Annotated in this window: 20 protein-coding genes; 14 read left to right on the top strand and 6 right to left on the bottom strand. The window is 65.1% G+C overall.

Annotated features, from left to right (window positions below; genetic code table 11):
• Positions 1 to 55 precede the first annotated feature (55 nt).
• The 6 genes from mnmE to CK227_RS30500 all read left to right on the top strand — a co-directional run bounded on the left by mnmE (position 56) and on the right by CK227_RS30500 (position 7,669).
• Entirely contained in the window at positions 56 to 1,387 is a 1,332-nt protein-coding gene (gene mnmE / locus CK227_RS30525; protein ID WP_095775598.1) for a tRNA uridine-5-carboxymethylaminomethyl(34) synthesis GTPase MnmE, read from the top strand.
• Positions 1,388 to 2,152: 765 nt separating this feature from the next.
• Positions 2,153 to 4,060, top strand: a complete 1,908-nt coding sequence (mnmG, locus tag CK227_RS30520) for a tRNA uridine-5-carboxymethylaminomethyl(34) synthesis enzyme MnmG (protein WP_095775597.1) — start codon at positions 2,153 to 2,155, stop codon at positions 4,058 to 4,060.
• Complete coding sequence (gene rsmG / locus CK227_RS30515) at positions 4,057 to 4,689, top strand: 16S rRNA (guanine(527)-N(7))-methyltransferase RsmG (RefSeq protein ID WP_095775596.1); 633 nt, start codon at positions 4,057 to 4,059, stop codon at positions 4,687 to 4,689. The genes mnmG and rsmG overlap by 4 nt, the downstream gene beginning before the upstream one ends.
• Positions 4,690 to 4,744: 55 nt before the next feature.
• Positions 4,745 to 5,542 (top strand): ParA family protein, encoded by a 798-nt coding sequence (locus tag CK227_RS30510; RefSeq protein ID WP_019862172.1) that lies wholly within the window; start codon positions 4,745 to 4,747, stop codon positions 5,540 to 5,542.
• A gap of 81 nt (positions 5,543 to 5,623) precedes the next feature.
• The gene (locus tag CK227_RS30505) at positions 5,624 to 6,511 is read left to right on the top strand and encodes a ParB/RepB/Spo0J family partition protein (RefSeq protein WP_095775595.1); all 888 of its coding nucleotides are present in this window, start codon (positions 5,624 to 5,626) and stop codon (positions 6,509 to 6,511) included.
• 528 nt (positions 6,512 to 7,039) lie between these two features.
• Positions 7,040 to 7,669 (top strand): DUF1326 domain-containing protein, encoded by a 630-nt coding sequence (locus CK227_RS30500; protein WP_179296558.1) that lies wholly within the window; start codon positions 7,040 to 7,042, stop codon positions 7,667 to 7,669.
• A 171-nt stretch (positions 7,670 to 7,840) separates the two neighbouring features.
• Here the strand turns inward: CK227_RS30500 and holA are convergent, their stop codons facing one another.
• On the bottom strand, positions 7,841 to 8,884 hold the full coding sequence (gene holA / locus CK227_RS30495; RefSeq protein WP_095775593.1) for a DNA polymerase III subunit delta: 1,044 nt from the start codon (positions 8,882 to 8,884) through the stop codon (positions 7,841 to 7,843).
• Positions 8,885 to 9,617: 733 nt separating this feature from the next.
• Here holA and CK227_RS30490 point away from each other — a divergent pair.
• The 4 genes from CK227_RS30490 (at position 9,618) to lpdA (ending at position 14,752) form a co-directional block, all read left to right on the top strand.
• Entirely contained in the window at positions 9,618 to 10,850 is a 1,233-nt protein-coding gene (locus tag CK227_RS30490; RefSeq protein ID WP_095775592.1) for a 3-methyl-2-oxobutanoate dehydrogenase (2-methylpropanoyl-transferring) subunit alpha, read from the top strand.
• A gap of 3 nt (positions 10,851 to 10,853) precedes the next feature.
• A complete protein-coding gene (locus tag CK227_RS30485; RefSeq protein ID WP_095775591.1) occupies positions 10,854 to 11,867 on the top strand; it encodes an alpha-ketoacid dehydrogenase subunit beta in 1,014 nt (337 codons plus the stop codon).
• A 1-nt stretch (position 11,868) separates the two neighbouring features.
• Positions 11,869 to 13,200 carry a dihydrolipoamide acetyltransferase family protein gene (locus CK227_RS30480; protein WP_095775590.1) on the top strand — a complete coding sequence of 444 codons (1,332 nt, stop codon included), beginning with the start codon at positions 11,869 to 11,871 and terminating at the stop codon, positions 13,198 to 13,200.
• 142 nt (positions 13,201 to 13,342) lie between these two features.
• On the top strand, positions 13,343 to 14,752 hold the full coding sequence (lpdA, locus tag CK227_RS30475) for a dihydrolipoyl dehydrogenase (protein ID WP_095775665.1): 1,410 nt from the start codon (positions 13,343 to 13,345) through the stop codon (positions 14,750 to 14,752).
• A gap of 256 nt (positions 14,753 to 15,008) precedes the next feature.
• On the opposite strand, the gene CK227_RS30470 is transcribed toward lpdA, so the two are convergent.
• Complete coding sequence (locus tag CK227_RS30470) at positions 15,009 to 16,112, bottom strand: saccharopine dehydrogenase family protein (RefSeq protein WP_095775589.1); 1,104 nt, start codon at positions 16,110 to 16,112, stop codon at positions 15,009 to 15,011.
• Between the two features lie 126 nt (positions 16,113 to 16,238).
• Between CK227_RS30470 and CK227_RS30465 the strand changes: the two genes are divergently transcribed.
• The gene (locus CK227_RS30465) at positions 16,239 to 16,667 is read left to right on the top strand and encodes an Lrp/AsnC family transcriptional regulator (protein ID WP_038650757.1); all 429 of its coding nucleotides are present in this window, start codon (positions 16,239 to 16,241) and stop codon (positions 16,665 to 16,667) included.
• A 463-nt stretch (positions 16,668 to 17,130) separates the two neighbouring features.
• Here CK227_RS30465 and CK227_RS30460 read toward each other — a convergent pair whose 3' ends face one another.
• The 3 genes from CK227_RS30460 to CK227_RS30450 all read right to left on the bottom strand — a co-directional run bounded on the left by CK227_RS30460 (position 17,131) and on the right by CK227_RS30450 (position 20,063).
• Positions 17,131 to 18,501, bottom strand: coding sequence for an ATP-binding protein (locus CK227_RS30460; protein ID WP_095775588.1), 1,371 nt, complete (start codon positions 18,499 to 18,501; stop codon positions 17,131 to 17,133).
• A complete protein-coding gene (locus CK227_RS30455) occupies positions 18,498 to 19,181 on the bottom strand; it encodes a winged helix-turn-helix domain-containing protein (RefSeq protein WP_095775587.1) in 684 nt (227 codons plus the stop codon). Before CK227_RS30455 ends, CK227_RS30460 begins: the two co-directional genes overlap by 4 nt.
• Positions 19,182 to 19,271: 90 nt before the next feature.
• Positions 19,272 to 20,063, bottom strand: a complete 792-nt coding sequence (locus tag CK227_RS30450; protein WP_095775586.1) for a hypothetical protein — start codon at positions 20,061 to 20,063, stop codon at positions 19,272 to 19,274.
• Between the two features lie 232 nt (positions 20,064 to 20,295).
• On the opposite strand from CK227_RS30450, the gene CK227_RS30445 reads away from it, so the two are divergent.
• Positions 20,296 to 20,931 (top strand): isoprenylcysteine carboxylmethyltransferase family protein, encoded by a 636-nt coding sequence (locus CK227_RS30445; RefSeq protein ID WP_095775585.1) that lies wholly within the window; start codon positions 20,296 to 20,298, stop codon positions 20,929 to 20,931.
• A gap of 80 nt (positions 20,932 to 21,011) precedes the next feature.
• Complete coding sequence (locus CK227_RS30440) at positions 21,012 to 22,055, top strand: peptidase C39 family protein (protein ID WP_245318349.1); 1,044 nt, start codon at positions 21,012 to 21,014, stop codon at positions 22,053 to 22,055.
• Here CK227_RS30440 and CK227_RS30435 read toward each other — a convergent pair.
• Positions 22,052 to 22,537, bottom strand: a complete 486-nt coding sequence (locus CK227_RS30435) for a hypothetical protein (protein WP_095775583.1) — start codon at positions 22,535 to 22,537, stop codon at positions 22,052 to 22,054. The genes CK227_RS30440 and CK227_RS30435 overlap by 4 nt on opposite strands.
• A gap of 220 nt (positions 22,538 to 22,757) precedes the next feature.
• Here CK227_RS30435 and CK227_RS30430 point away from each other — a divergent pair, with 220 nt between their 5' ends.
• A complete protein-coding gene (locus tag CK227_RS30430) occupies positions 22,758 to 23,123 on the top strand; it encodes a RidA family protein (RefSeq protein WP_095775664.1) in 366 nt (121 codons plus the stop codon).
• The last annotated feature ends 83 nt before the right edge of the window (positions 23,124 to 23,206 follow it).

Genomic DNA, 23,206 nt, shown 5'->3' with positions numbered 1-23,206 from the left:
GGCAACTCGGGTTGTTTGAAGGCGCGAGGCTAAGGCGGTTCAACAGAGCGGGCAAATGATTTCAGGCGATTCGATCGTTGCGCTGTCGAGCGGCCGGCTTCCGGCCGGCGTCGCCGTGCTGCGCATTTCCGGCCCACGGACTCGATTCGTGGTCGAAACGATCGCCGGTGGCATGGTTAAGGACCGGGCGGCGCTCCTGCGCAGGCTCAAGGCGCCCGATGGAACCATACTGGACAGCGGGTTGGTCATCTTCTTTCCCGGTCCGGCCAGCTTTACCGGGGAGGACGTCGCCGAATTCCAGGTCCATGGCGGACGCGCCGTGGTGGCCAGGATGCTGGAGACGATCGCCGGCTTTGAGGGCGTCAGGCACGCAGAGCCCGGAGAATTCACCCGTCGCGCCTTTCTCAACGGCAAGGTCGACCTCGTCGAAACCGAAGCACTGGCGGATCTGGTCAATGCCGAAACCGAGGCGCAGCGGCGCTTTGCGGTCCAGAATGCCGAGGGTGTCCAGAGTGAGCTCTACCTGAGTTGGCGGCGCCGGCTGATCCACGCGCGCGCGATGATCGAGGCGGAGATCGACTTTGCCGATGAGGAGGACGTGCCGGGATCCGTTTCGGATACGGTTTGGTCGGATGTCCGGGCGATGATCGGCGAAATCGATCGCCACATCGCCGGATTTCATGCGGCCGAAATCATCCGCGACGGCTTCGAGGTGGTGATTCTCGGCGCGCCGAATGCCGGCAAGTCGAGTCTGTTCAACGCCTTGGCGCGGCGCGATGCAGCTATTGTAACGGATGAGCCCGGCACGACCCGCGACCTGCTCGAGGTGACGCTGGACCTCGGCGGCCTGCGCGTCAGGCTGACGGATACGGCCGGCTTGCGCGAGGCGCCGGGCAAGGTCGAGGCGATCGGCATCGAGAAGGCGCGGGCCAAGGCCGACCGCGCCGATCTCTTGCTGCTGCTGGAGGACGCCTTGTCACCCAAGGTCGTCGGCCAGGTTCCGACCACGGCGCCTCTGTTGCATGTCGGCACCAAGGTCGACCTGTTGGAGGAACAGGCGGCCGGGGACGCGGCCGGCAGATACGACTTTGTCATTTCGGTCGTGAATGGGACTGGAGTGGAGGCGCTGCTCGCCGAAATCGGCCGTCGCGCGGCGGTCGCGGCGGGTGATGTCGGCGATGTTCTGCCGTCGCGCCTGCGCCACGTCGAACTGCTTGGTGAAGCGAATCGGCATTTGCTTCGCGCTGCTGCCGAGGGTGCCGCAGGCCAGGAACTGCGCGCCGAAGAGCTGCGGCTGGCGGCGGACAGCCTTGGCCGAATCGTCGGCGCGATCAATGTCGAGGATATGCTCGACGTGATCTTTTCGCAGTTCTGTATCGGGAAATGACTCACGTGAAACAATTGCTTGGGCTGATGTGAGCTGGATCTCTGCGATTACGGATACTGGTGCGACTGGCGAAGACATCAACCGCTTCGTCACCTATGGCGGAAGCAAGGAGCGAAGCGACGCGGCGCAGACCCCTGGAGCTGCTCCGCAGCCCAAGGGATCCATGCCGGGACTCCGAAGCGTCACTAACGGTGCAGAATTCTGCGCCGATGCAGCCTACATCTAAGGTCACGGAATGGATCCTCGGGTCTCCGCGACGGAGCTTCGCTCCTGCTTCGCCCGTGGATGACGAAAGGGGGAGCTTCGCACTCCCGACCATGACTCACGTGAAACAATTTGCTGGTTGAACACGCGGGACTTTCTGCGGTGGGTGATGCGTTTGCGGAAGCTCTTGTCGCTTCGTCATCCTATGGCGGAGCAAGGAGCGAAGCGACGCGGCGCAGACCCCTGGAGCTGCTCCGCAGCCCAACGGATCCATGCCGGGACTCTGACGCGCCGCAACGGCGCAGAATTCTGCGCCGCTGCACCCTTCGACCTCGGTCACGGAATGGATCCTCGGGTGTCCGCGACGGAGCTTCGCTCCTGCTTCGCCCGTGGATGACGAAGTTGGGGACGCTTCGGCAATCCCTTGCCGTGACTCACGTGAAACATCGCCGGACGTGCCGTTCACTCTGTTTCACGTGAAACTTGCCGCGAAGTTTTCTTGACAGCTTGGTCCTGCGGGGACATGTGTCCCTCAATCTCTTTTTGAGTCCAGGATTTGAAATGACCGATCACTATGATGTGGTTGTGGTAGGCGGCGGCCATGCTGGGTGCGAGGCGGCCAGCGCTGCCGCGCGCGCCGGCGCCAAGACAGCGCTGGTGACGCTGCGCTTCGATACGATCGGCGTGATGTCGTGCAATCCCGCAATCGGCGGGCTCGGAAAAGGCCATCTGGTCCGCGAAATCGACGCCATGGACGGGCTGATGGGCCGGGTGGCGGATGCGGCCGGAATCCAGTTCCGTTTGCTCAACCGCCGCAAGGGGCCGGCGGTGCGCGGGCCGCGCACGCAGGCCGACAGGAAGCTCTATCGCCTTGCCATGCAGGAAGCGATTCGGCAGCAGAACGATCTCGACGTGGTCGAGGGCGAGGTGCTGGATTTCGAAATCGACGAAGGGCGGATCGCCGCTGTCCTGCTGGCCGACGGCCGCAGGCTTGCGTGCGGCGCCGTGGTCCTGACGACGGGCACCTTCCTGCGCGGCCTCATTCATATTGGCGAGAAGAAGATCGTCGCCGGCCGCATGAACGAGCAGGCGAGCCTTGGTCTGTCGGCGACGATGGACCGTGCCGGTTTCAAGCTCGGCCGGCTGAAGACCGGTACGCCGCCGCGGCTGGACGGAAAATCCATCGACTGGGCGTCTCTGGAAAGCCAGGCGGCGGACGAGGATCCCGTGCCGTTCTCGCTGATGACCGACCGTATCACCACAGCGCAGATCGAGTGCGGCATCACCCGCACGACGCCGGCCACGCATGAGCTGATCCGCGCCAATCTCGGCCGCTCCGCCATGTATTCCGGGTCGATCGAAGGCGTCGGGCCGCGTTATTGCCCGTCGATCGAGGACAAGATCGTCAAGTTCGGTGACCGCGACGGCCACCAGATCTTTCTGGAGCCGGAAGGGCTCGACGACGACACCGTCTATCCCAATGGGATCTCGACCTCGCTGCCGCAGGATGTGCAACTCGACATCCTGAAGACAATTCCCGGGCTCGAGCATGCGACCATGCTGCAGCCGGGCTATGCTATCGAGTATGATCACATCGATCCGCGCGAGCTGCATCAGACGCTGGAGACGAAACGTGTCGCCGGCCTCTTTCTCGCCGGGCAGATCAACGGCACGACCGGGTATGAGGAGGCCGCCGGGCAGGGCCTGCTCGCTGGCCTCAACGCTGCGCGGCGGGCGTCCGGCGGCGAGCAGATCGTGCTCAGCCGCACCGAAGCCTATATCGGCGTGATGGTCGACGATCTGACCAGCCGCGGCATCAGCGAACCCTACCGCATGTTCACCTCGCGGGCAGAATTCCGGCTGTCATTGCGCGCCGACAATGCCGATGAACGGCTGACGCCTGTCGCCGAGAGACTGGGGATCGCCTCGGCGCATCGCATGCAGCGCTATGGCGATGTCATGCAGCGGCTCGATGCGGCGCGCGAACTGGCCAGATCGGTGGCGATGACCCCCAACGAGGCGGCGCGGCATGGGTTGGAGATCAACCGGGACGGGGTGCGCCGGTCCGGTTATGAGCTGCTGGCCTATCCCGACGTCGATGTCGCCTGGCTGGCCAGGATCGAGCCTCGGTTCGCGGCGATCGACGCCAGGACCGCCGAGCGCCTCGAAACGGAAGCGAAATATTCGGTCTATCTCGACCGGCAGAAGAGTGATGTCGCTCAGATCCGCCACGAAGAGAACCGGCTGATCCCGGAGACGGTCGATTTCACCGGCGTACCGGGCCTGTCCAATGAGTTGAAGCAGAAGATGCAGGCGCGGCGGCCGCGGTCCATCGCCGACGCGCAGCGCATGGAGGGCATGACGCCGGCGGCGCTGGCGATCATCGTCGCCCATGTCCGCCACCATGAGAGTGTGCAGAGGCTCCAGAGCGAACAAAGGCCCCAGAGCGAACAAAGGGTTGTTGCGTGAGCTCTTTCTCCTGGAAGAGCCTGCAGGACGCGGCCGGCCCGGTTTCACGTGAAACATTCGATCGCCTTGTGGCGTTCGAAGCCATGTTCCAGAAATGGAATCGCAGCATCAATCTGGTCGCGCAGTCGACCGCGGGCGATGTCTGGCAGCGTCACATCCTCGACAGCGCGCAGCTGGCACGCATAGAACCCCATGCCACGCATTGGGTCGATATCGGTTCGGGCGGCGGATTTCCCGGCCTGGTCATGGCTTTCCTGCTCGCCGAGCGGGACGGAGCCAGCATCGATCTGGTGGAGAGCAACCGCAAGAAGGCGTCGTTCCTGCAGACCGTCATCGGCCAGTTCAACCTGCCGGCGCGGGTCGTTGCGCGGCGGATCGAGGACAGCCATGCGCTTGTTTCGCAACCGCAAATCGTCACGGCACGGGCTCTGGCCTCGCTTTCGGTCCTGCTCGACCTGACGGCGCCGTGGCTGACATCGGGCGCGCGCGGCCTGTTCCACAAAGGCCGGGATTACCGCGCCGAAGTGCAAGAAAGCGTTAACCGATGGGCCTTCGATCTGGTAGAACATGCCAGTGTGACGGACCCTCATGGCGTCATCCTGGAACTGTCTAACCTGCGACCTGTCTGATCTTCGACTTGTCGGGCTATTTGGCGACCCAAAAATGAATTTCTGGCATAAACCCATGAAGAACGGCCCCCGAATCATCACCGTAGCCAACCAGAAGGGCGGGGTCGGTAAGACCACCACCGCCATCAATCTGGCCACCGCTCTGGCCGCGATCGGCGAAAAGGTGCTGATCGTCGACCTCGACCCACAAGGCAATGCCAGCACCGGCCTCGGCATCGACCGCAAGGACCGCACAGTCTCGTCCTACGACGTGCTGACCGGCGAGCTGGAGCTGGAAGCCGCGGCGATTCCGACCGCCGTGCCCGGCCTGTCGATCGTGCCGTCGACGCTCGACCTGCTCGGCATCGAGATGGAGATCGCCTCGGCGCCCGACCGGGTGCTGCGGCTGCGCAACGCCTTGCGTGCGGCCTCGGCGCGGTCGGCCGGTTTCGGCTATGTGCTGATCGACTGCCCGCCTTCGCTCAATCTGCTCACGCTCAATTCGATGGCGGCGGCTGATTCGGTGCTGGTGCCGCTGCAATGCGAGTTCTTCGCGCTCGAAGGCTTGAGCCAATTGCTGGAAACCGTCGAGCAGGTGCGCCGGTCGATCAATCCGGACCTCACCATCCAGGGCATCGTGCTGACCATGTATGACGGCCGCAACAATCTCGCCAACCAGGTGGTGCAGGATGTCCGCCAGCATATGGGCGACAAGGTCTACGAAACCATCATCCCCCGAAATGTGCGGGTGTCGGAGGCGCCATCCTATGGCAAGCCGGCGATCCTTTACGATTTGAAGTGCTCGGGCAGCCAGGCCTATCTGCAGCTGGCCTCGGAAGTGATCCGCCGCGAGCGCAAATTGCGCGCCGCTTGATTAGATCGGATGCAGAATTAACGGCCGATTCGATACCGAAACGATCTCAAGACGATTATCCCAAATAGACCTGGAATAGACATGAGCGAAGACCTTTCGAGGAAAAGACTGGGCCGGGGACTGGCGGCACTGATCGGCGAGATCGATCGCCCGGCGGCTCCGGAAAAGCCCGGGATGAGCGCCGACGGCAAGGTGCCGATCGAGTTTCTCAGCCCCAACCCGAAGAATCCGCGCCGGCACTTTGGCGACGCCGAACTGACCGACCTTGCCCAGTCGATCCGCGAACATGGCGTGGTGCAGCCGGTGGTGGCGCGGCCGTCGCCGACGCAGGCGGGGCGCTACGAGATCATCGCCGGCGAGCGGCGCTGGCGGGCGGCGCAGCGGGCCGGGCTGACCGAGATCCCGGTCATCATCCGCGAGGTCAACGACCGCACCGCGCTCGAGCTGGCGATCATCGAGAACGTCCAGCGCACCGACCTCAACGCCGTCGAGGAAGCGCTGGGCTACCAGCAGCTGATCGACGAGCACGGCTACACCCAGGCCGATCTCGGCAATGTCATCGGCAAGAGCCGCAGCCATGTCGCCAACACGCTCCGGCTGCTGAAGCTGCCGGATGTCATCCGCGACATGCTGGTCGACGGCGCGCTGTCGGCCGGCCATGCCCGCACGCTGGTGACGGCGGAAGATCCGGCCGGCCTTGCCAAGCGCATCGTCGAGGAAGGGCTTTCCGTGCGCCAGGCCGAAGCGCTGGCGCAGATGCCGACCGGCCCCACGCCGGCCAAGCCGAAGCAGCCGCAAGCCGCGCCGGAAAAGGATACCGACACGCTGGCCCTGGAAAAGCTGATGACCGATACGCTCGGCATGATCGTGGCCATCGATCACAAGGGCAAGGGCGGCGAGCTGCGGGTGTCCTACCGCTCGCTGGAGCAACTGGACGAGCTGTGCCGGAGATTGAAGCAGGAGCGGTAGTTAGCCGGCGAATGACATCAAGCGGAAGCTTGATTTAACGCAGAAAAAGGGGGCTGGCAGTTGGGTCAGCCCTTTCGTTTTGCCAGGGCTGGCGACACGAGCTGATGGGGGCGATGCTGGCGGCGGCGGTAGGCGATTGGCCGATCTCCCCCTTGTGGGGGAGATGGCTGGCAAGCCAGAAGGGGGGCGCTGGCCCGCCGACATCTCAATGGATAGTGATGCAGCTTCAGGTAAGTCTCTCGGCCAGTCGAAGCTGGCCGAGGCAGCGCTCTACGGCGCCCCCCCTCTGCCCTACCGGGCATCTCCCCCACGAGGGGGGAGATTGCAGCGTTGCCGATTTCGCCAATCGCCAGCCCTGGTGCCCGCGGCTTGACAGTGCCAGGCAACGGCGTAATTAATATTAGATATGGCTTAAATTAATTGCCCTAGCGTGCCGGTTGCGGCGAGGGCTGTTTGCCATTCCAGCAATAGTCGTGAAATGGCATCGCCTCGCCAGAATGATATGCCGACGCGCCTGACGCATGGGAGGTGCAAGTGGCAGTCCGTTGGCAATTGTCCGGAAGTTACTTCGAAAATTGCAGCTGCGATGTCGTGTGTCCTTGCCTGCTGTCCACCAAGGCGCAGCTGACATCGAGGCCGACGAAAGGCGTTTGCGACGTCGGCCTGGTCTTTCACATCGATACGGGCAATTACGGCGACGTTCGATTGGACGGGCTCAGTGTCGCATTGGTCGCTCACACGCCGGGTCCGATGGCAGACGGCAATTGGACGGCCGCCGCCTATATCGACGAACGGGCCGATGACGGGCAGACAGAGGCGCTGGGGGCCATCTTCACTGGCGCCGCGGGTGGCCCGATGGCGGTGTTGGCACCCTTGATCGGCACGAACCTCGGCGCCAAGAAGGTGCCGATAGACTACCGGATAGACGGCAAGAAGCGGTCGGCGGCGATTGCCGGCGTCATGCAGATGGCGGTCGAACCGCTGCCGACGATGCGCGAGGACGGGCAGATGTGGGCGGCCACCGGCCATCCCGTCAATCCCGACTGGCTCGGCATGGCGATGGGGGCGGAAGGCAGCACGTTCAGCGATCATGGCATGAGCTGGGACAATTCCGGCCAAAACGGACATTACGCCCCGATCAATTGGTCCGGCCAGTAGCCGTTGGCGCCGCCGACCTTCCAACCGCTGGGCGCCATGACAATGGATTGACTTATAGGCAGCGCCCGGCGCCGAAAAGGCGAAGATCGACTCTTTGTTTTGGCGCAATTGCCAAGGGAAGGTGCTACGCGCTTCCCCGGGAAAACCGCTCACACTCTTCCTGGAATTGCTCTAACGCTGCCCCAGCCTGGCGCTTTCCACCGCAATGCCGAGCAGCGCCTGGCGCGCCAGTGCCTCGGACAGATCGGGCCGTTTGCGGGTCTGCAGCACCGCGGTCTGCAACCGGGTCAGTGCGCGGCTCAGCGCATCGCTGCTCCAGCGCTCCAGCGCCTTCTCCACCAGCTTGCGCCGCGAAAAGAAAACCGGCGGGCGCGCGCCGGCGACGACCGACGCGGCATTGCGTCCGCCAGAGTCCATCTGCCCGCGCATGATTTGAATCTGGTGGAACTGGCGCATCGCCGAGGACAGCACCAGGAAGGGCGGGCCGCCCGACTGGCAGTGGCGGGTGAAGGCGGTGTCGAAGTCGCCGATCTTGCCTTCGAGCAGCGCGTCGACGGCGTCGTCGAACGAGGCGCCTGACACGTCGCCCGACATCGCCCTGATATCCTCCAGGCCGATCTCCTTCTGGCCGTGGGCGTAGAGGATGAGCTTTTCGATCTCGCCGCGCGAAGCGAGCCTGTCGCCGCCGAGATTGCGGCGCAGCGCCTGTCTTGCCTCCAGCGTCATCGACATGCCGGCCTTGCGCAATTCATCGTCGATGACCGTGTCGATGTCGCGCGCCTCATCGGCGTAGCAAGGCAGCGCCATGGCGTTGTCCGCAGCTTCGACCACGGCCCGCAGGCCGACGCCCTTTTTGAGATCGCCGGCCTCGATGAGGATGATGGCATCGCGCGCGGGTTCCGCCGTCAGCGCCTTGACGTCCTCGGCCAGCGCCTTCTGGCCGGTGGCATTGCGCACCCAAAGCAGCCGGCGGTCGGAGAACATCGGCACGGTGCGGGCCTCGTCGAGCAGCCGGCCCTCGTCGCGGTCGACCTCCGAACCCTCGAGCCGGACCACGGAAAAGGGATCGTCGAGCGGCAGGCCGGTCTTTTCGGCAAAGGCCTTTGCACGCTCGGAGACGAGGCCGCGATCGGGGCCGTAGAGCAGGACGATGGACATGCGCGCGTCAGGCCGCGCGAGCCAGGAATCGACCTCGAAAGCTTTCTTCTGTGCCATGGGGGGTGGTTAGCATGGCACGAGGGCGAGGTGAACGACTTCGATAGACGGGAGGGGAGAAACGCGGATTTGGAAGCAAAGATCGACCCCCACTCCGTCTCGGCTTCGCCGAACCACCTCTCCCCCGATCGACGGGGGAGAGGAAAAGCGCGAGTTCGGCAAGCTTGGCGCCCACCAAACCGCTTGGCGCGGCGGCGGACACGTAGGGAGAGAACTGTTACCCATGTATCCGGTTCAAACTGTTGCCCACCTGTCGACAGGACAAGGCGCGGTTTCGTCGAGCTCGACGCGCTTCCTCTCCCTCCGGAGGGGGGAGAGGTGGCGCTGCGAAGCAGCGACGGAGTGGGGGAAGGCGGTCCTCAAATGCGCCGCCGCTGACAACTCATCACAGGGCCTCGATAAGGGCGGAGGGCATTGTCCGGCTTGAAGTAACGACGGGCGAGTCAGGTCGACCCCCACTCCGTCGAGCTTCGCTCGACACCTCTCCCCCGATCGACGGGGGAGAGGAAAGGCGCGGCGCCAATCGCCTTATCTGACGACAAGCCCGGCCCAAGCTTGCGCCAAATTGCGCGCCGCCGTGAAACATCGACAAGAAATTTCGCGGACATATCTTCATCTTGGCGCAGGGAGGCTGGATCGGCCGGCGCGGCCGGTCCGACGACCTTCGGCGAATTCGCACTGGACGCGCGGATGTGCAAATATCGGCGCCAGGCAACATTGGAGGACGAAGGTCATGGCCGATGCTGGGATGTTGCGTTTCCACGTTCCGGAGCCGGAAGTGCGGCCGGGCGGCACGCCTGATTTCTCCAACGTGACCATCGCAGCCGCCGGCTCGGTGCCGCGCCCCGACATCGATGTCGATCCGCGCACCATCCGCGACATGGCCTTCTCCATCATCCGCGTGCTGAACCGCGATGGCGAAGCCGTCGGCCCGTGGGCCGGGCTGCTCTCCAACGAGGAGCTGCTGGAAGGCCTGCGCCACATGATGACGCTCAGGACCTTCGACGCGCGCATGCAGATGGCGCAGCGCCAGGGCAAGACCTCCTTCTACATGCAGCATCTGGGCGAGGAGGCGGTGAGCTGCGCCTTCCGCAAGGCACTCGCGCCGGGCGACATGAATTTTCCGACCTATCGGCAGGCCGGCCTGCTCATCGCCGACGGCTATCCGATGGTCACGATGATGAACCAGATCTACTCCAACGAGGCCGACCCGCTGAAGGGCCGGCAGCTGCCGATCATGTATTCGTCGAAGGAGCACGGCTTCTTCTCCATCTCCGGCAATCTGGCGACGCAGTATATCCAGGCGGTCGGCTGGGCGATGGCCTCGGCGATTTCGAACGATTCGAAGATCGCGGCGGGCTGGATCGGCGACGGCTCGACGGCGGAATCCGATTTCCACTCGGCGCTGGTGTTCGCCTCCACCTACAAGGCGCCGGTCGTGCTCAATGTCGTCAACAACCAGTGGGCGATCTCGACCTTTCAAGGCATAGCGCGCGGCGGCTCCGGCACCTTCGCGGCGCGCGGTCTCGGCTTCGGCATCCCGTCGCTTCGGGTCGACGGCAACGACTATCTCGCCGTCCATGCGGTGGCCAAATGGGCGGCCGAACGCGCGCGCAAGAACCTCGGACCGACGCTGGTCGAATATGTCACCTACCGCGCCGGCGCCCATTCGAGCTCGGACGATCCCTCGGCCTACCGGCCGAAGACCGAATCCGACGCCTGGCCGCTCGGCGATCCGATCGTGCGGCTGAAGAACCATCTGATCGGGCTCGGCGTCTGGTCGGACGAGCGGCACGCGCAGGCCGAGGCGGAAATCCTCGACACGGTGATCGCGGCGCAGAAGGAGGCGGAAAGCCACGGCACGCTGCATGCCGGCGGCAAGCCGTCGACGCGCGACATGTTCGAGGGGCTCTACGCCGAGATGCCGCCGCATCTCAGGCGCCAGCGCCAGCAGGCGGGAGTCTGAGCCATGCCAAGACGGACCATGATCGAGGCCATTCGCGACGCCATGGACGTGTCGATGGAGCGCGACGAACGCGTCGTCGTGTACGGCGAGGATGTCGGCTTCTTCGGCGGTGTCTTCCGCTGCACGCAAGGCCTGCAGGCCAAATACGGCAAGAGCCGCTGCTTCGACGCGCCGATCAACGAATCCGGCATTGTCGGCTCGGCCATCGGCATGGCCGCCTACGGGCTGAAGCCCTGCGTGGAAATTCAGTTTGCCGACTACATGTATCCGGCCTACGACCAGCTGACCCAGGAAGCGGCACGGCTGCGCTACCGCTCGAACGGCGATTTCACCTGCCCGATCGTGGTCCGCATGCCGACCGGCGGCGGCATTTTTGGCGGCCAGACGCACAGCCAGTCCCCGGAAGCCTTGTTCACGCATGTGTCCGGGCTGAAGACGGTGGTGCCGTCCAATCCGCATGATGCCAAAGGGCTGCTGATCGCGGCGATCGAGGATCCCGATCCGGTGATCTTCCTCGAGCCGAAGCGGCTCTACAACGGCCCCTTCGACGGCCATCACGACCGCCCGGTGACGCCCTGGTCGAAGCATGAGCTCGGCGAGGTCGCCGACGGGCACTACACCGTGCCGCTCGGCAAGGCGGCGATCCGCAGGGCCGGCTCGGCGGTCACCGTGCTCACCTACGGCACCATGGTCTATGTCGCCCAGGCCGCGGCCGAAGAGACCGGCATCGATGCCGAGATCATCGACCTGAGGACGCTCTTGCCGCTCGACCTCGACGCCATCGTCGCTTCGGTGAAGAAGACCGGGCGCTGCGTCATCGTGCACGAGGCGACGCTGACCTCCGGCTTCGGCGCCGAGCTGTCGGCGCTGGTGCAGGAAAACTGCTTCTACCATCTGGAGGCGCCGGTGGCGCGGGTCGCCGGCTGGGACACGCCCTATCCGCACGCGCAGGAATGGGACTATTTCCCTGGTCCCGCCAGGGTCGGCCGCGCGCTCATCGAAACCATGGAGGCCTGACATGGGCGAGCACATCATCAAGCTGCCCGATGTCGGCGAAGGCGTCGCCGAGGCCGAACTCGTCGAATGGCACGTCAAGGTCGGCGACATGGTGCGCGAGGACACCGTGCTGGCCGCCGTCATGACCGACAAGGCGACGGTCGAGATCCCGTCGCCCGTCGATGGCGAGATCCTGTGGCTGGGCGCCGAGATCGGCGACACCGTGGCGATCGGCTCCCCTATTGTGCGGCTGAAGGTGGCGGGCGAGGGCAATGCAAAGCCGCAGGGCGATGCCAAGGCCGAGGCGGTGGCCGCCGAGCCGCCGACGAAGCTTCCAACGCCGAAGCCGGAGACCGCCGCGCCGATCGCGAAGGCCTCGCCAAAGGCCGACGCCCCGGAGGCGAAACCTGCTCCGGCCGTTGCGAAAAACACCGGGCAGAGGTCCGTCTCCGGCGCGCCACGCCCGGAGGGTGAAAAGCCTTTGGCATCGCCGGCGGTGCGGCTGCGCGCGAAGGAGGCGGGCATCGATCTGAGGCAGGTCGCGGGAAGCGGCCCGGCCGGCCGCATCGGCCATGACGACATCGAGGCGTTCCTGGCGCGCGGGCCGCAGGTCGCCAAGGCATCGGGCCTGGCGCGCAACGATTCGGTCGAGGATATCAAGGTGGTGGGCTTGCGGCGCAAGATCGCCGAGAAGATGACGCTGTCCAAGTCGCGCATCCCGCACATCACCTATGTCGAGGAGATCGACGTCACGGCGCTCGAGGACTTGCGCGCCGCGCTCAACAAGGAAAAGCGCGCGGCCAAGGGTGCTGGAGAGAGGCCGAAGCTGACGCTGCTGCCGTTCCTGATGCGGGCGATGGTCAAGGCGATCGCGGACCAGCCCCAGCTGAATTCGCTGTTCGACGACGAGGCCGGCATCATCCACCAGCATGGCGGCGTCCATATCGGCATCGCCGCACAGACGCCGTCCGGGCTGGTGGTGCCTGTCGTCAAGCATGCCGAGGCGCGCGACATCTGGGATTGCGGCGCCGAGGTCAACAGGCTGGCCGAGGCGGCCAAGTCCGGCACGGCGACGCGCGACGAGCTGTCCGGCTCGACCATCACCATCACTTCGCTCGGCGCCATGGGCGGCATCGCGACGACGCCGGTCATCAACCATCCGGAAGTGGCCATCATCGGCGTCAACAAGATGATGGTGCGGCCGATGTGGGACGGCACGCAGTTCATCCCGCGCAAGATGATGAACCTGTCGTCCAGCTTCGACCACCGGGTGATCGACGGCTGGGATGCCGCGGTGTTCGTGCAGCGCATCAAGGCGCTGCTGGAAACGCCGGCCCTGATCTTTGTGGATTGAGGGGCGGGACAATTGAGATGCCGCGGGACAGCGCCAATCTCCCCCCTCGTGGGGGAGATGTCCGGCAGGACAGAGGGGGGCGCGAAGGATCTCGACAGACTGTTATTTCCGATCCAGCGCGACAACCAGTTAGGATGCGATGATGAAAGAAATCTCCTGCAAGCTGCTGGTCATCGGCGCCGGTCCGGGCGGTTATGTCTGCGCCATCCGTGCCGGCCAGCTCGGCGTCGATACGGTCATCGTCGAGGTTGCGAAGCCCGGCGGCACCTGCCTCAATGTCGGCTGCATTCCGTCCAAGGCACTGATCCATGCGGCGGAGGAGTTCGACAAGGTCTCGCACATGGCCGGCGGCAAGAGCCCGCTCGGCATTTCGCTATCGGCGCCCGTGCTCGATCTTGGCAAAACCGTTGCCTGGAAGGACGGCATCGTCAGCCGGCTCAACAGCGGCGTCGCCGGCCTGCTGAAGAAGGCCGGGGTGAAGACCGTGCATGGCTGGGCGACGTTCCGCGACGGCAAGACCGTCGAGGTCGAGACCGAGACGGGAAGCCAGGTGATCCGGGCGGAGACGATCGTCATCGCCACCGGCTCGGCGCCGGTCGAGCTGCCGTTCCTTCCCTTTGGCGGGCTTGTGATATCGTCGACGGACGCGCTGGCGTTGAGTGCGGTGCCCAAGAAGCTTGCGGTGGTCGGCGGCGGCTATATCGGGCTGGAGCTTGGCATGGCCTTCGCAAAGCTGGGTGCCGACGTGACCGTGGTCGAGGCCTTGCCGCGCGTGCTGGCGCAATATGACGCCGAGCTGACCCGGCCTGTCGTGAAGCGGCTCGCGGCGCTTGGCATCGAAGTCATGGCCGGGGCCAAGGCCAAGGGGCTGTCGACCCAGGGACAGGCGGGCAAGGGCGACGCGCTGCTGGTCGAGACGGCGGACGGCAAGAATGCAAAAGTTTCCGCCGACAAGATCCTGGTGACGGTCGGCCGCAAGCCGGTGACCGAAGGCTGGGGCCTCGACCAGATCGACCTCGATAGGTCAGGCAAATTCATCCGGATCGACGATCAGTGCCGCACCTCGATGCGCGGCATCTTCGCCATCGGCGACGTCACCGGCGAGCCGATGCTGGCGCACCGGGCGATGGCGCAGGGCGAAATGGTCGCCGAGATCGTCGCCGGCCACAAGCGCAGCTGGGACAAGCGCGCGATCCCCGCGGTGTGCTTCACCGATCCGGAGCTGGTCACTGTCGGGCTGTCGCCCGAGGAAGCCAAGGCCCAGGGCGAGATCAAGGTCGGGCTGTTCCCGTTCGCCGCCAACGGACGGGCGATGACGAAGCTCGGCGAGGATGGTTTCGTCCGCGTCGTAGCCCGCGCCGACAACCATCTGGTGCTCGGCATCCAGGCGGCCGGGCAGGGCGTGTCGGAACTGGCGGCGGCGTTCGGCCTGGCGCTGGAGATGGGGTCGCGGCTGGAGGACATCGCCGGCACCATCCATGCGCATCCGACGCAAGGCGAGGGGTTCCAGGAAGCGGCGCTCAAGGCGCTCGGGCACGCGCTGCATATCTGAGGGGCGGTTCTTCCTTGTTCCTCTCCCTCCGGAGGGGGGAGAGGTGGCGCTGCGAAGCAGCGACGGAGTGGGGGAAGCCGCTCGTCAATCGCGCCGCCGCTGGTAAGTCACCGCGCGGCTTCAGTCAGAACTAATCGTCGGCCGGACTTGAAATCACAACGACCGAGCCGGGTCGACCCCCCCTCCGTCGAGCTTCGCTCGACACCTCTCCCCCGATCGACGGGGGAGAGGAAAGGCGCGAACCTATCCAGGCTCCTCACCCCGCCAGCCGGCTCACCATCTCATGCTGGGCATAGGCGCGGCCGAAGCGGTTGGCCAGAAAAGCATCGAGCGCGATGTCTTCCTGCTTGACGAAGCCGGTCGCTGGCAGGCTGCCGTCGGCCAGCATGTCGAGCACGGCGCAGATGCCGGACGCGGTGGTGATCTGGATGGCGCTGCGCAGCTGGTCGCCGACGCGCTGCGAATAGATCTTGTTGGCGTAGGTTTCCTGCAGCAGGCGGCCGTTGCGGCGACCGGAGACGGTGACGAAGACGATGACGACGTCCTGCAGCGTCGCCGGCAGCGCGCTTTCAAAAATGTCCTTCAGCACGTCGCGGCGGTGGCGCAGGCCGAGATCGTTGAGCAGCGCCTTCATGATGGCGGCGTGGCCGGGATAGCGGATGGTGCGGTAGTTCAGCGTGCGCACCTTGCCCTTCAGCGTCTCGGCCAAGGTGCCGAGCCCGCCCGACGTGTTGAACGCCTCGTAGGTGACGCCGTCGAGCGAGAATTCCTCGCGCTCTTCGAGCGGCGGCACTTCGATCAGCTCGCCCTCGACGATCGCCTCGCAGGGCTCGCAATATTCGTTGATGACGCCGTCGGTGCTCCAGGTCAGGTTGTAGTTCAGCGCATTGGACGGGTATTGCGGCAGCGCGCCGACGCGCATGCGCACGCTTTCCAGCGTGTCGAAGCGGCTGGCCAGATCATTGGCGACGATCGAGATGAAGCCCGGCGCCAGGCCGCATTGCGGGATGAAGGCGCTCTTGCCCGAACGCGCCAGTTCCTTGACGCGGCGGGTCGAGACGACATCCTCGGTGAGGTCAAGATAATGCACGCCCGCACTTGCCGCCGCCTCGGCGATGCGCGTGGTGAGATGGAAGGGGGCGGCGCTCAGCACCGCGAACTTGCCGGCGAGTGCGGCTTCCAGGGCGCCGGCCGCGGCGATATCGAGTTCGAGCGTCTCGACGCCGGCGGGGGCTTCGGCCGCGGCGAGCTGCGCCGCCGAGCGGTCGACGAGGGTGACGTGGTAGTCGCCGGTCGCGGCGAGCATTTCGGCGATGGTCGAGCCGATCTTGCCGGCGCCGACGATAACGATGTTGTTCATGGTCAAATACCCCTGCCAGTCTTGATTACCTAGCGTGAATCATCGCAGCTTGCCTGTCGAAAGGAAGCGTGAAATCTGGCAGAGTGTACCCTATCTTTAGTCGATCCGCCGAAGGAGATCGTCGAAATGCTCAGTGAAGCCGAACAGGCGCTGCTTTCCCTGCTGCGTTCCAACGCCCGCGCCTCGACCGCCGAACTGGCGCGGCGGCTCGGCGTGTCGCGCACCACGGTGCAGAGCCGGATCGAGCGGCTGGAACAGCGCGGCATCATATCAGGCTACGGCGTCAAGCTTTCACCGGATTATGAGCAGGGATTGGTCAAGGCGCATGTTCTGCTCACCGTGACGCCCAAGCTCGCCGACAAGGTGGTGCGCGCGCTGCAGGCGCTGCCGCCGGTCAGGACGCTGCATTCGGTGAGCGGCAATTTCGACATGATCGTCATCGTCGACGCGCCGTCGATCCGCGACCTCGACGCGCTGCTCGACCAGATCGGCGCCATGGACGGTGTCGAGCGGACCTCGTCATCGATTATTTTGTCAACACGGATTGACCGATGAGTGGGCCTCTCAAGGCTTGGGTTCCTCGCCCCCGCCAGAGGCGCTACGGCACACATTTCCAAGCGGCTGGTCTTTGGCGATAGCGTGCAGGGCAGCTTGGCGCATGCGTTCTCTTATGCGGCGCTGGTCGACCCCCACTCCGTCTCGGCTTCGCCGAGCCACTGCCGGGGCGAGCCACGGGTCTCGCCCGTCCTTCGGACCCCCCGATCGACGGGGTAGAGGAAAGGCGCCAAGCTTTTTGCCGTCAACGCTCGTCCAGCAAAGCTCCCTTCCTTTCCCTCCGGAGGGGGGAAAGGTGGCGCTGCGAAGCAGCGACGGATTGGGGGAACCACGTGGCAATCAAGCCTCGGGCCGATCAGTCATGCCAGTCACAGAAGATGTGTGCGTGGCGTAGGCCATCTCTCCCCCCTTTACGAGGGCGAGGAACCCGAGCTGGTGTTGGCCGGCACCGGTCATTTGTCGGCTAATCCGTCGCCAGCGGAAAGCTCACCACCACGCTGAGGCCAGGCGCGCAATCCTCAAGCGCAATCGATGCGCCGTGCAGATCGGCGATGGCCCTGACGAGGCTCATCCCAAGGCCGCTGCCCGGCGTCGAGCGGCTGTGATCCAGCCGGTAGAGCCGCTGGAAGACCTTTTCGCGTTCGTCCGGGGGAATGCCGGGTCCATTGTCGGCGACTGCGGCCAGGACATGGTCGCCGTCGCGCGCCACCGACAGCTTGATCGTCGTGCCGGGCGGGCAATGGCGCAGCGCGTTCTCGACCAGATTGGCGAACATCTGCGTCAACAGTTCCGGATCGCCATGGATGCGGCCGGCGGCCCGATGCAGCTCGACCGACGACAGCGACTTGCCGTCATCCTCGGCCACCTCGGAGTAGATCTCGGCGATGGTTTGCAGGATCTCGCCGAGGCCAACATCGGTGAACCGCGCCTTGCGCGCGCCGGCCTCGATCTGCGCAATGCGCAGCAGCGCGTCGAACGTCTCGTTGATCTGCAGGCTCTCGGCATGCGCCTCGGCCAGTTCACTGGCGACTTTCTCCCCCGACAGGTGCTTTTCCGACGCGCTGTCGAGGATCATCTGCAGCCGGTTGAGCGGCGTCTTCAGGTCGTGCGCGATGTTGGCGCTGACCTGCCTCATGCCTTCGACCAGCGCCGACAGGCGGTCGAGCGCCGCATTGACCTGGCTGGAGACGACATCGATGTCGTCGCCGTTGCCGGTCAATGGAATGCGGGTATCCAGCCGGCCATGCGAGACATCGACCATGGTGGCGGCGATGCCGTCGAGGCGGCGCTGGACACGCGAGGCAAGCAGGGCGCCGCCGGCGACCGCCAGCCCGGTGACGATCAGGGTCGCCCAGCCGAAGCTCATCAGCATGATCGTCTCCAGTTCCTCCGTCTCGGACAGGCTGATGGCGACCGTCAGGGTGTTGTTGCCGACCGCGCCCGAATAGGCGCGGTACTGAGCACCCTGGGGCAGGCCGGGCATTTCGGCGCCGAACATCGAAAAGCCGTCGGGAAGTCCCGCTGCGGTGAAGTTGCCGGCCAGCCGGTTGCCGGCAGCGTCGGTCAGCGAAAACAGCTGCTCCTTCTTCGGGCTGCGCGTGGCGTGGCTCTCGACGGTCTCGACCAGTTCCTTGGGATCATTGTCGGCATGGCTCGCGGCGATGACGGCGTAGGTTTCCTTGATGGTGTCGTCGAGTTGCTCGGCCAGATCGGCGCTCATCATCTGGTAGACGATGGCGCCCGACAGGATGAAGGCCAGCATGAACAGGAAGGCGAAAGTGAGGGCGAGCCGGAACGGTGTGCTGCGCAGCAGGCGAGACCAGCTTCCGGTCATGGCGCTAGCGGCGCGTGCAGGCTGTAGCCGGTGTTGCGGATGGTGTGGATGAGCTGGGCCTCGAACGGCTTGTCGACCTTGGCCCGCAGCCGGCTGATATGGGTCTCGACAACACTGGTCTTGGGATCGAAATGAAAGTCCCAGACGCGCTCCAGAAGCATGGTGCGGGTGATCACGCGGCCCTCGCCGCGCATCAGCACCTCCAGCAGGCTGAATTCGCGCGGCTGCAGGTCGATCGGCTGGCCCTGGCGCGTGACACGCCGCATGATGAGGTCCATCTCGAGGTCGCCGACCCGCAGCGTCGTCTTCTGCTCCTGCGCCGCCGGCCGGCGTCCGAGCGCATTGATGCGGGCAAGCAGCTCGGAAAAGGCGAAGGGCTTGACCAGATAGTCGTCGCCGCCGGCCTCCAGGCCCTCGACGCGGTCGTCGATGCCGCCGATGGAGGTGAGGAAGATCGCCGGCGTGCGCACGCCGGCCGCACGCACCGCCTTGATCATCGACAGGCCGTCCAGGCCTGGGATCATGCGGTCGGCGACGATCACGTCATAGTTGCCGCTGGTGGCGGCGAAAAGCGCGTCATGGCCGTTGCGCAGGAGGTCGCAGACATGCCCGGCCTCGGTCAGTCCCCTGACGATATAGTCCGCCGTCTTGTGGTCGTCCTCGACAAGAAGAAGTCGCATCGCTGTTCCGGTTGATCGCCGATATCGGGCACAGGCTATCACCGGCATGGCCCCGTTCCTAGGATGGCACGGACCGCCAAACGCCGAAGCCTAATCCTGTTCCAGCAGGATCTCGTCGGCATCGTCGGCGGTTTTCTTCAGCGTCATGCACAGAACCAGTGCTGCGATGCAGCCCAGAAAGATCAGGCTGGTGAAGGTGGTGCCGAAGCCGAGGCCGCCCTGTTCGGCCGGCTGCGACAGAAGATCGCCGAAGGAGGCGCCGAGCGGGCGCGTCAGTATATAGGCCAGCCAGAAGGCGAGGATGGCGTCGAGGTGGATGAGATAATAGGCAAGCGCGATCAGCGCGATGAGGCCGCCGAACACGAGGCCCGACGTGAGATAGCCCATGTCGAAACTCTCGGCGACGAGATCGCCGGCGGCGGTGCCGAGCGAGAAGGTGAGCAGGATCGCCAGCCAGTAGAAGATCTCGCGCCTCGTGGTGGAGATGGTGTGGATCGACAGCGTCCGCTCGCTTGCGTACCAGACCGCGAAGGTCGCCGCGAGCGCAACCGAGAAGGCGATCGTCGTCGTCTGCAGGCGCACGCCGAAACTGTCGACGAGGTTGTCCGTGATCAGCGTGCCGACGACGCTGATCAGCACCACCGCCAGCCAGTAGGCCCAAGGTATGTAGCGCTTCTGCGCGAACTGCAGGACAAGGGCGACGATCAGCACGCCGGTCATGATCAGCGAGGTGACGACCAGCCCGAGCCCGAGATTGACGGCGAGATAATCGGCGGCCGTCTCGCCCATGGTGACCGCCATCAGTTTGATCAGCCAGAAGTCGAGCGTGACCTCCGGAACCCTGTTACGGCTCGGTCCGGTGGTTTTGTTGGGAGAGAGCATGGCCAAGTCCCGAGGTTGCGACCGGATGGAAGCGATCCGGCATCCGACATTAGGCAAGCGATTTCACTGCTGCCTGTCCCGGGGCATACAAATTCGTAAGGATGGCCATGATTGGCGCAAAAGGCCTTTACGAACGCCGCGTGCTGCGCTGATAGAAGCAGCGGCCTTGTATCCGCCATCAATGGCGCGCCCCAGTGGCTGAACCCGTAATCCGTGGCCCAGGAAGACACGAATGACCTACGCGTCCCTCAAGCCTGTTTCACAGGCCTTCGTGCAGCGAAAGCGGCTGATCTTCGTGCGCGTGGCGGCGGTGCTGGCGGTGCTGCTGCTGTTTCTCACCAAGCCGGCGCTCGCCGAGGGTTCGAACGGTCACGAAACGCTCGAATTCTTCGGCTTCTGCCTGGTGCTCGCCTGCGTTGCCGGCAGGCTGTGGAGCATCCTCTATGTCGGCGGCAAGAAGAACGAGGAGCTGGTTTCGACGGGGCCGTTCTCGATGAGCCAGAACCCGCTCTATTTCTTTTCGACGGTGGGCGCGGTCGGCATCGGTCTGGCCTACGGTTCGCTGGTGGCGGCAGCCGCGCTTGGCGTGGCCAGCTTCCTCATTTTCCGCGTCACGGCGCGCAAGGAAGCCGAATATCTCCTGGGCAAGTTCGGCCAGGCCTATGCCGCCTATATCAAGACGACGCCGCGCTTCTGGCCGAACCCGCTGCTCTACCGCGACGACGACCAGTTGCAGTTCTCGACGCGCGCACTCAAGCGCACCTTCCATGACGGGCTCTATTTCCTCGCCATCTTCCCGGCCATCGAGCTGATCGAGTATTTGCGGCAGACGGGCCTGCTGTTCCCGGCCTTCGTCACGCTGTACTGATCGGCCATTGTCCGGCTAATTTACGGGTCATGCAGCACTTCGAGGAGCCTGTGGTATCGGCTGAAGGCGAAGGGGCCAGTATGACGGTCTTCACGGCCGGACACGCGGCCGTCTGGGCCGACCTGATCGCGGCGGTGCCGGCCGAGGCTGGCGATCGCCTGGCGGCGCTGCGGGAGATCGCCGGGGTCACCGGCGTGGCGCACTACAGCGAGGGCCGCCCGGAGGCGATCGTGGTCGGCCAGCGCCGGCCGGCGGCAGCAATGATGCGCATCGCCCTGTTCTGGTCTGCTCCGAACTTCATCGCGAGTGACGGCCCGCGCCTGCTGGAGGCGCTGGAGAAGGAGGCGCTCGCGCAAGACGTGCTCTGCCTGCGTGCCGACGAGGATATGGTGCAGCGCATCAGCGGCCAGTGGCAGCGCCGCGACGGGTTCCTGCAACGCTGGATCGGCAACGAACCGACCCGCCGGCAGGGGCAGGTTCCGCCATCCTGGCCGCAGACGGCGGGTTTTACGTGCGGGCCGTCGGCGCTGGCCATGGCGATGGCCGGGATCGCTCCGGCCTTGCTGCCGGACCGGGCGCTGGAGGTCGAACTGTGGCGCGAGGCCACCACCATCATCGGCCCGAGCGGTCCGGGCGGCTGCGACCCCTACGGCTTGGCGCTGGCGGCGCGCCGGCGCGGCCTGCGGGTCGAAATATTCATGAGCAGCGCCGAACCGGTCTTCCTCGACCGGGCCAGCTCGGAGGAAAGGCGCGGGCTGATGCGCTTCGTGCAGGCCGGTTTCAAGCGCGAGGCCGAAGCCGCGTCATTGCCGGTCGAGACGCGCGCCTTTGCCCTCGAAGAAATCGGCCAGGCGCTCGATCGTGGCTTGTCGGCGCTGGTGCTGATCGATCAGGCGCCGATGATGGGCCACACCTGCCCGCATTGGGTGCTCGTCCATGGCCATGGCGACGGCGTCTATTTCCTCAACGATCCCTGGATCGAGCCAGACCGGCTCGAACAGAACATGGATGTCGTCGACCTTCCGGTTCGGGCGGCGGAGCTCGACCGGATGGCCTGGTACGGCAACCCGGCCTATCGCGCCGCCGTTCTTGTTGGGCCGGGTCCAGCCACCCGGAAGCGCTAGGTCCCCAGCGGATACGGCATGTAGCCGACGAAGCCGGCGATCTTCCAGCTGCCTTCGACCTTGCGGCAGAAATACAGCGTCTGCCATTTCAGCCGGTCGACACTGCCATCCGCCTTGGCGACGGAGCCGTCGAACTTCTTGTGCAGCACGGCACGGTCGCCGTCGACGTCGATGTCGCGCAGATTGGTGACGCGAAACAGCGCTTCGCGCAGCGGCTCGGCGAATTTGGTCGCCGCCGTCTCCCCGGCCTGGCGCAGCCACTCGTCGCGATAGATCTCCAGCCGCGGGAACTGCAGCCGCCAGGCATCGGCATTGGCGAGGAAATGCGCATGCATGCCGAAGAAGCTTTCGGCGATGAAATCGTGCTCGACCATGGACCAGTCCTGGCCGATGAAGGCGTCGATGTCGCGCCGCACCAGCATCTCCCACAACGCATGGCGGTCGGCATCGCCTGAAGGAAACGGGTTCTTGTCGAAGGTCATTCTCGGTTTCTCCGGTCTGGCGCAGGCATGTGTTCGTGGCGGCGCGCAGGCCGCCCGGCCGGTGCGCACGATGCAAGCGCTTCTGTAATAAAGCAACACGGATTTCGAAGAATGTTGCTTTCCAACAAGGGCCCTATCGGGACCGCCCCGATCGCGGTAAATCTGCGTGGACGTGGGCGCCACCCTGGTGCCCTGCCGCGTCATCAGAGGAGGCGATCCCTTGCCCAAGCAGACTTTTGGAACATCCCATGTGCCGCTGTCGCCCGCCGTGCGGGCCGGCGACTTCGTCTATGTCTCGGGCCAGGTTCCGGTCGGCAGCGACGGCATCGTGGTCAAAGGCGGCATCACCGAACAGACCGAGCAGGTGCTCGCCAATGTGAAGGCGGCGCTGGCCCTGGCCGGTTGCACGCTGGACGACGTGGTGAAGACCACCGTCTGGCTGGAAGACGCGCGCGATTTCGGCGCCTTCAACGCGGTCTACGCCAGGCACTTCCCGAAGAATCCGCCGGCCCGCAGCACGGTCGAATCGCGGCTGATGATCGACATCAAGATCGAGGTCGAGGCGGTTGCCTACAGGCCCGTCTAGGAGCGACCGTTTGGAATTCTGCTCCGGCGGACATCCAGCGGCGTTTTCCGCGCTTCCCCGTTCTACTGCGTGCGGTAGAACGG

The sequence above is a fragment of the Mesorhizobium sp. WSM4308 genome, from assembly GCF_002294905.1.
Lineage (GTDB): Bacteria > Pseudomonadota > Alphaproteobacteria > Rhizobiales > Rhizobiaceae > Mesorhizobium.
This window is presented reverse-complemented; position numbering and strand designations above follow the sequence as displayed.